Annotated in this window: 7 protein-coding genes; 2 read left to right on the top strand and 5 right to left on the bottom strand. The window is 41.1% G+C overall.

What is annotated here, in order from left to right; all coding sequences use genetic code 11:
* Positions 1-144: 144 nt before the first annotated feature.
* On the top strand, positions 145-774 hold the full coding sequence (locus F994_RS07975; protein ID WP_034696977.1) for a class I SAM-dependent DNA methyltransferase: 630 nt from the start codon (positions 145-147) through the stop codon (positions 772-774).
* 174 nt (positions 775-948) lie between these two features.
* Here F994_RS07975 and pta read toward each other — a convergent pair whose 3' ends face one another.
* The 4 genes from pta to F994_RS07955 all read right to left on the bottom strand — a co-directional run bounded on the left by pta (position 949) and on the right by F994_RS07955 (position 6,464).
* Positions 949-3,108 (bottom strand): phosphate acetyltransferase, encoded by a 2,160-nt coding sequence (pta, locus tag F994_RS07970; protein ID WP_004649774.1) that lies wholly within the window; start codon positions 3,106-3,108, stop codon positions 949-951.
* A gap of 57 nt (positions 3,109-3,165) precedes the next feature.
* Entirely contained in the window at positions 3,166-4,383 is a 1,218-nt protein-coding gene (locus tag F994_RS07965; RefSeq protein WP_004649772.1) for an acetate/propionate family kinase, read from the bottom strand.
* Between the two features lie 279 nt (positions 4,384-4,662).
* Positions 4,663-5,076, bottom strand: a complete 414-nt coding sequence (locus F994_RS07960; protein WP_034696940.1) for a hypothetical protein — start codon at positions 5,074-5,076, stop codon at positions 4,663-4,665.
* Between the two features lie 122 nt (positions 5,077-5,198).
* The gene (locus F994_RS07955; protein WP_004649770.1) at positions 5,199-6,464 is read right to left on the bottom strand and encodes a glutamate-5-semialdehyde dehydrogenase; all 1,266 of its coding nucleotides are present in this window, start codon (positions 6,462-6,464) and stop codon (positions 5,199-5,201) included.
* 306 nt (positions 6,465-6,770) lie between these two features.
* On the opposite strand from F994_RS07955, the gene F994_RS07950 reads away from it, so the two are divergent.
* The gene (locus F994_RS07950; protein WP_004649769.1) at positions 6,771-8,102 is read left to right on the top strand and encodes an alpha/beta fold hydrolase; all 1,332 of its coding nucleotides are present in this window, start codon (positions 6,771-6,773) and stop codon (positions 8,100-8,102) included.
* Positions 8,103-8,129: 27 nt separating this feature from the next.
* Here the strand turns inward: F994_RS07950 and F994_RS07945 are convergent, their stop codons facing one another.
* Complete coding sequence (locus F994_RS07945) at positions 8,130-9,011, bottom strand: class I SAM-dependent methyltransferase (RefSeq protein WP_004649767.1); 882 nt, start codon at positions 9,009-9,011, stop codon at positions 8,130-8,132.
* Between the last annotated feature and the right edge of the window lie 42 nt (positions 9,012-9,053).

Genomic DNA, 9,053 nt, shown 5'->3' with positions numbered 1-9,053 from the left:
TTCAAATCTTCAAATCTTCAAATCTTCAAATCTTCAAATCTTCAAATCTTCAAATCTTCAAATCTTCAAATCTTCAAATCTTCAAATCTTCAAATTAAGATCTAAATTTGAGTATACTGTTTAAAATATAAGAAATTTTGCATGATGAAAAATCAGTTAGAACTTGCGCAAAATATTATTGAAATTTATAAAAAACATGCGCGTGCATGGACGGAATTACGCGGCAATTTTCTGTATGAAAAAGCATGGCTCGATCATTTTCTAGCACGGATTCCTCAACATTCTAAAATATTAGATTTAGGCTGTGGTTCGGGAAAACCGATAGCAGATTATTTGATTCAGCATGATCATAAAATAACGGGTGTCGATAGTTCAGATGTGATGATTGAAATGGCTAGGCAAAATTTTCCTGAACAGCTTTGGCTTCAAGCAGACATGCGAACCGTTGAATTAGATCAGAAATTTAATGCGATTTTGGCGTGGGATAGTTTTTTTCATTTAACACCCGATGATCAACGGCAGATGTTTAGTCAATTTGTACGATTTGCGCAGCAAGGCACCGTATTAATGTTTAGCAGTGGACCCAGTCATGGTGAAGCGATAGGTGATCTGTTTGGCGATGCTTTGTATCATGCTAGTCTTGCCCCTGAAGAATATCGAGCTTTATTAAAACAGTCTGGCTTTAAAGTAATAAAAATGGTCGCTGAAGATGTTGAATGTACAGGACATACGGTGTGGTTGACCCAAAAAGATAAAATGAGCCAACCTATCTAAAGCTAAAAATGCTTCATATTTAATGTTTTAGAATGTCCAAGATCTCATTTTGGATTAAATTCTGATATTTTGCTGAAAGTTGTATTTTTTACTTTTGACAGAATACTATTGAAATTAAATATCCATAAAAAAACCACTCTCGAAAGAGTGGTTTTTGAAAATCATTAAATGAAATTAAGAGGCTTTGCTCGCCTTGGCTTCAATTTGTTGTTCAGCCTGAATTGCCGTCAAAGCAATAGTGAACACAATATCATCCACCAACGCACCACGAGACAAGTCATTTACAGGTTTATTTAAGCCTTGCAACATTGGTCCTACACTCACGACATTTGCCGAGCGTTGAACGGCTTTATATGTGGTATTGCCTGTGTTTAAATCTGGGAAAATAAACACATTGGCACGACCAGCAACTTGTGAATCTGGCGCTTTTGAACGTCCCACACTTTCAACCGAAGCCGCATCGTATTGTAATGGGCCATCAATCAGTAGGTCAGGGCGACGATGTTTGGCAATTTCAGTCGCTTTCGCCACTTTTTCCACTTCTGCGCCTGCACCCGATGTTCCTGTTGAATACGAGATCATGGCAATACGCGGCTCAATACCAAACGCTTTAGCAGAGTCGGCAGACTGGATTGCAATTTCAGCCAATTGTTCCGCATCAGGATCTGGATTAATCGCACAGTCACCATAAACGTAGACTTCATCAGGTAACAACATGAAGAATACCGACGATACCAATGAATATTCAGGTGCGGTTTTAATCAGTTGGAATGCAGGGCGAACAGTATTGGCTGTGGTATGTACAGCACCAGAGACCAAACCATCTACTTGATCCAGAGCAAGCATCATCGTGCCTAAAACAACCGTATCTTGCAGTTGTTCACGCGCTTGTAGTTCGTTAATTTTACCTTTACGTAGTTCAACCATTTTAGGCACGTAGTTTTCACGAATCAGGTCAGGATCAATAATTTCAAGATCATGCGGTAATTCAATATTACGTGCCTTAGCAACTTCAACCACAACTTCAGGTTTTGCCAATAAAATACAATGTGCGATACCACGTGATTGGCAAATTGCTGCCGCTTGAATGGTACGCGGCTCGTCACCTTCGGGTAATACAATCCGTTTTTTCGCCGCAATTGATTTTTGCACCAATTCATGACGGAAAGCAGAAGGGGATAAGCGTGGTTTATATGAACCATTTAAAAGCAGTGCAATCCAATCGGCATTGATGTGGCTAGACACGAAACGTGTCACTTGTTCTGCACGCTCAGTGTCATCAATTGGAATTTCATTGCTTAAGTTTGCCAGATTTTGTGCCGTTTCAAATGTGCTTAAAGAGGTATGCAGAATCGGTAAGCCATTTTTAATGGCCGCTTGGCAGAATTCTAAAACGGAAGCATTCGGTTCATGATGCTCAGTTAAGACTAAGCCTGCTAATGGAATCCCATTACTTGTTGCTAAGCTACTTGCCAATAAAACATCAATGCGGTCAGAGGCACTAATAATGAGTTCGCCAGCGACAAATTTATTCAGTTCATGTTCAATATTTGACGCAATTAAACTGCTGTGTAATACCCGACGTTGTTTAGCTTCACCTTGGTTAATCCATTCTGCTGAAATATGGGCGGCCAAATCAGAGATTCGCGGCACACTGAGCGTATTACTAAATGGCACTAAACCAATCACTGGAAGTTTTTCAGAACCAATATGTGCATGGGTTTTTTGAATCTGGGCGGTAAATTTATTGGTATCGCTAATCAAGCGTAAGCTTGGATCAATGGTCACTGGAATTTTAGCAGAGTCTTCAGGTAAGCCTTTAGTACGCATAAACAATACGCCAGCCATACGGGTAGATGATGCTCCACCCAAATAGCGTAATTGATTTTCGACTTTTTCAGCAGTCAATTCAGGTTTGTTAATATCGGCATTACTGACGATAATCACTTTTGCATCCAGTGCCTGAACCAAAGCGGCATTGAGTGTAGATGCAAAGGAGTCACGACTGTTTGGAACCAGACCTTCGACAATAATCAAATCATGATGTTTAGCAATTTGGCGATGTAATCGTACTGCATCTTCCAGTAACTCATCATTTTCACCTAAGTTAAGTTGTTGAATGAGTTTGAGATAAGGAATCGGTTCAACCGTTTCGCTGTTTGATAAATGGCGATACAGTGCCGTTGAACGGTCAGATTCTTGATGCGTTTCTTGTGAAAAAGGTTTAAGGAAACCGGCTTTTACACCTTGGCATTCCAAAGCGTAGACAAGTCCTAAGCAGGCTGAAGTTAAACCTACACCTTCTCCAGTGGGTACGAGCAAAATTGTTTTCATAAATTTATTCTAAATAATAAAAGATTCGTTTAATCACATCATAAAGTTTGCGATCACTTAAGCAATCGCAACATCTTTAGACTTTTTTTCAGCTGCTTGATTCACCTCTTGGCTCACCACAGACTCAGTTTCTTTGGCGATACGACCTTCTTCATCGGTCGGAACAACCCAAATTTGAGGACCTGTTCCCGCATCGATACGGCCTTCAGTGCCACGCTTTAAGTTGTCGTTTTGTTCTTTACTTAAGTTGAAACCAAAGTGAGGGAGGTATGCCAGTGTTTTTTCACGAATATAGGCAGAGTTTTCACCAATACCACCGGTAAAGAATAAACCATCAAGGCGTGGTAAGCCGCAGCTTAATGCAGCAAGAGATTTAGCGAGACGGTAGCAGAACACTTCAATTGCGATGCTGGCATCTTCATTGCCTTGTTCTGATGCTTCAATCAGCGTACGCATGTCATTGGATAAATCAGACAAGCCTAATAAACCGCTTTGGCTATTGAGCATTTTATCGATTTTATAAATATCCCAACCCAAATTGCTGGCAAGGAAGCTATGGAGACTTGGGTCGACATCACCGCTACGGGTTCCCATGACCACACCTTCTAGTGGGGTTAAGCCCATAGAGGTATCGACACTTTCACCATTCCAGATGGCACAGGTCGAGCTACCGTTACCCAAGTGTGCTGTAAGCCAGCCGCCTTGTTTATAACTGCCTGCCAATTGAGAACCACGTTCTGAAACATAGGCATGGCTAGTACCGTGGAAACCGTAGCGACGGACATTATGTTCTGTATACAAGAATTTAGGTAATGCATAACGGTATGCATGTGCAGGCATGGTTTGATGGAATGCCGTATCGAATACAGCGACTTGCGGTAATTCAGGGAATAAACGCATGGTTGCGTCAATACCCACTAAATGTGCAGGATTGTGAAGGGGTGCAAGCGGTGTTGCTGCACGAATACGGTCAACAATTTCAGGTGTCAGTAATTCTGCTTTAGTTAGTGTGCCGCCATGTACTACACGATGACCAATAGCTTGCGGATTATAATGCGATAAACGTTCTAAAATGGTTTCCAAAGCCTTTTCATGGTCGGCATGTGGAATTGAAAGTTCAAGTGCAGCACCACCTGCGGTAATGCCTTTGATGCGTGCTTCAGCAGAGCCTAAATTTTCTGCCAAACCAAAAATACGATCTTCACGACGTTCAGAAACAAGTGCATATTTAATTGATGAAGATCCGCAGTTAATTACTAATACTGATGTAGACACGTTTTTATACCCGAATTCTAATTGAAAGTAAGTTGTCCGTAGTGATCTTCATGCAGTACGATTTAATGCAATCTGGATCTGTACTAATGTTTTAACATGTGTTTTTTTTCTGTCCAAGATAGACTTTAGGTGATTAGACTTAAGCACTATCGACCTGAAAACGATTAATACTTAAAATTTATCAGGTGATTGTTTTTATTTATAGTCATGTTTTGTTTGCCAAATACGTTATTGCTTGTATAACAGTAGCATCATGTATCTGAAACCATCGAATAGGCTTTATTCTGAAGGCTTAGATTGGTATTTAATTTCTGACCAACGCACAATCACATAAGCAATTAATGCCACCATAAAAAACACCAGCATCATCCAAGCCAAGCCCTGTAAGGTTTCAATAATCGTGCGGTAAATTTCCAGTACCCAGCGTTCTTGGGTTAATTCAATCACAATTTTTTTGTCGTTATCGGTATAAGTGAGTGGGGTGATATATTTTTCCATATCATAAATACGAATGCCTGATGACGTGCCCACGACCATGCCCGCAAATTTGGTGTATTTAGCCCAAGCACTGTGAATGGGGTCATTGATAATACGTGCCAGAATTTGGTTAATGGAATTGGAAAAAATTTTCATAACGCCAAAAGAAACCAATAATGCCAATGAAAATGTACAGATCATTAAATAATAGAACATCATTTTTTTCCTTTTATCGTTGTTTTTATGATGTTACGAAATTTAGCGCAGGGATATTGTAGTGACTGTGTTCAGCCTCATGCTTGAAACTGAACACCGGTATTTTGATGAATTAAAGGCGCTTATTGGCGAATTTGACCATCACCGAAAACCACCCATTTTTGTGAGGTGAGACCTTCGAGTCCAACAGGACCGCGGGCATGAATTTTATCGGTTGAAATACCAATTTCGGCACCTAAACCATATTCAAAACCATCAGCAAAACGCGTAGAGGCATTGATCATCACTGAGCTTGAATCGACACGTGCTAAGAACTGGCGGGCAAGGCTAAAGTTTTCAGTAATAATCGCATCGGTGTGATGTGAACCGTATTTATTGATATGCTCAATGGCTTCATCAATGCCACTCACCACTTTAACGGCTAAAATTGGACCTAAATATTCGGTGTACCAATCTTCTTCGCTGGCAGGATTGACCATTGCACCGAGTATGCGCTGAGTTTCGCGACAGCCACGAAGTTCCACCTGTTTTTCTGCATATAATTCAGCAATGCGGGGCAAAAATTCTTCCGCCACTTTTTCATCCACCAGTAAGCTTTCCATGGCATTACACACGCCGTAACGATGCGTTTTGGCATTCAGCGCAATCGGTAAGGCCTTTTGCAAATCGGCTTGTGCTTCAACAAAAACATGACAATTGCCATCCAAATGTTTAATCACAGGAATACGTGCTTCATTGCTAATCCGTTCAATCAGGCTTTTGCCTCCACGTGGAACAATGACATCGACATATTCAGACATGGTAATCAGATGTCCAACGGCTGCACGGTCCGCTGTATTCACCACTTGTACCGAAGTTTCAGGTAGTCCTGACGCTTTTAAACCATGTTGAATGGCCTCAGCAATGGCTTTATTGGATTCTAATGCTTCAGAACCACCACGCAAAATAATGGCGTTGCCTGACTTTAATGCCAGCGATGCTGCTTCTAAGGTGACGTTGGGGCGCGATTCGTAAATCATGCCGACAACACCTAAAGGGACGCGCATTTTGCCCAATTGAATGCCGGAAGGGCGATAGGCTAAATCGGTGATTTCACCAATTGGGTCGACCAGATTCATGACGTCTTTTAAGCCATGTAACATGTCTTTAAAGCGTGTGGGGGTAAGCTCTAAGCGATCAAGTAATGCACTGTCCAAATGATTGTTACGACCTTTGGTCATATCCATTTGGTTCGCAGCTAAAATTGCAGCTTCACTGTCTTGTAAAGCAGTGTAAATTGCAGATAAAGCATTGTTTTTAGTTTGGGTAGAAGCGCTTGCCAACACGCGAGAAGCTTGGCGTGCTTGTTGTCCTACCGTTTGCATATATTGTTCAATTGAATCTTGCATAGCGGTTTGATCACTTAGAAATTACACCTTTGATAGTAACAGTCTGGAACACGACAATGAAGCATCTCGCTTGAAAAAAAATCTTTGAAACTTTTCAGGCTGTTAATATTTTGAAATCTTTTTTGTTTGTAAATTTAGATGAGTGGTGATGGAATAAGTTGCACGTGAAATCATCCTCTGTATAGAATGAAAATATAGGGACATAGACGTCTGATAATTAAAGCGAAGAATGGATGCAGTACAACGCAGAAATTCTATATATATTTTCTTGCAAAATAACAATAAGGCAAGGATGGAGGAAGGGATATGAATTCCATGATCCAAATGGACGCGGAAGTACAACAAGCAAATATGAGCGTTGGTTTTTTTGATCTTTATCATCGAAACAGTTTTAAAGCGCCTGCACGTACCACATGGATTGATGGCTGGAAAATTGAATATATGGCGATTGCTCAGCCTGAAACGATGCACAATACGCCAATTGTGATTGTCGGTGGGGCATTTCAAAATTTTAATTCGTATAAATACTGTGTTGAACAGTTGCTGAGTGCGGGTCCAATCATTTTAATTGATCTGCCTTCGATGGGGGCAAACCAACAAATCAGCAATCGTGATACGGGTCTTTCAGCTGGAACTTTAGAGCTACCCGATTTAGCCAAAATGTTAGGGCAATGGCTCGATATCGAGCAGCTATGCAAAGTCTCGGTGATGGGTATGTCGCTAGGTTCGGTGGTTGCTTCAAGTTTTGCCGTGCAACGTCCAGAACTGGTTGATCGCATGATTTTGATGGGGGTGATGCAAAAAACCCGTAAAAGTTGGCGGATGTTGCTTGAAGAATCTTTGCATTTGATGAAAGAACAACGCATGGACGAATTTGGTCAGGCGGTGATTTTATATTTGGTCAATCATGCCAAAATGGACAAAACGCGCATGTCCCCTACGGCAAAGCGTTTGTTTTTTAGGCAGATGGCTGAGTTTACGGCAACCGAGCAAGAGCGCTATGAAATTAACTGTAATCGGTTGCTGCGTTTAACCGATGTGCCTATTCCACAATGTAAGGTGCTGGTGGCATGTGGGCAATATGACAGTTTTACTTTGCCGCATGAAAATGCCAATTTTGCCCTGCAATGTCCAGAGATGGAATTTGCCATGATTGCCAATGCCGACCATGTTCCACAATTACAACGCCGTAAAGAAACCATGGGTTTATTTGCGACCTTCTTACAAGGTCTATCCATTCACAATGTGGAAGGCATTATTCCCATGACACGGGTGCAATTGCTCACCTTGGAGCGTCGTGGGGAAGAACGGATTGCAGTACAACAACCGATGACGCTATTGACCCATCGTCATTCAGATTTGCAACTGCCGACCCAGATTGTTGATTTAAACTACTTTGGCATTTTACTTGAATTTACTGAAGGTTTAACGGCACAAGCGCAACAATATCCACGTGATTTGGCTTTACATCTGGAAGATGAAGAAGGTCAATTTAAAATTGAATGTTTAATTTTTGACGTAGGTTCAACGCAAATTCGTGCTTTATTTAAACATGGTAGTTTTGAGGTAGCGGAGCGCTTAATGCGTTATATACAACGGCAAAAAGAGGCCGTTGCGGTATTGGAAGCGGTGAGTTAATTTTTCAATACGGAATAAAAAACAGCGTTAATCAACGCTGTTTTTTATGCTGGCATGAATCATCCAAACTAAGTCTCCTAGATGTTCATCATTGTCCCCTAGATATTCCTCATTAGATGGTAAAGAGGATGTCTGGTGGTCAAAATATAGTTGCGGTTGAGTAATATTGGCCTGTTCAAAACCTGCTTGCTGGAAAAAACTTTGTGCCTGTTGGGGATGAACGAAGTGAAAACTAAAAGCGCTACGCGACATCCATTTCAGTAATTTACTGCACCCCCAAATAAACTTGGCTAATTTATTTTTGACCGGTTCAGGGTAGAGATCTGTCAGGTAATGCAGTTCTTTGAAATTTTGCCCGTAATGTGAAATGGCATGCAGTAATTGTAATAACATGTTTTTATTGAAGTAGTTAATCAAACCTTCACTAATCACCACCAATGGTCGGGTGGGATCAAAGACTTGAAATGCTTGTTCGAAGTTCGCAGTGAATAAATCGACTGATAAAACTTCGGGGCTATTGCAATCAATTTTTTGGAGAGCTTGGGTTTTAACTCTTGCCATATCGGGTAAATCAAGTTCACGATAATCAAGGTTGGGGAATTTTTGGCGAAAATTCCATCCTCGCGGTGAAAGCCCACTGGCGATTTCCAGCACTTGTAAGTCGGGGTGCTGCTCAATCAGTTGAATAAGGTGTTGGTCAATCATGCTGTGGCGTTGTTTCAGCGTAGTACGCATGCTGCCACCGACAAATTTTTCAGCCCAACTTTCTAAAGGATGAACCAATTTTGCCAGCATTTTACCTTTAGAGGTTGCAAAAACAGGGTGAGAAATCCCCATGCTGTACCAAATATAGCCGGTATAATGCGCAGTAAATGAAATATGTCGATGTTCTGAAAGCTGTTGTGTCATGTCATCCTGACCTTATCTGTTTTTGTAGTTTTAAATGTAAGT

The organism is Acinetobacter bohemicus ANC 3994 (assembly GCF_000367925.1).
GTDB lineage: Bacteria > Pseudomonadota > Gammaproteobacteria > Pseudomonadales > Moraxellaceae > Acinetobacter > Acinetobacter bohemicus.
Note: the sequence above shows the minus strand (reverse complement) of the source record. Positions and strands in the feature narration are given on the sequence as shown.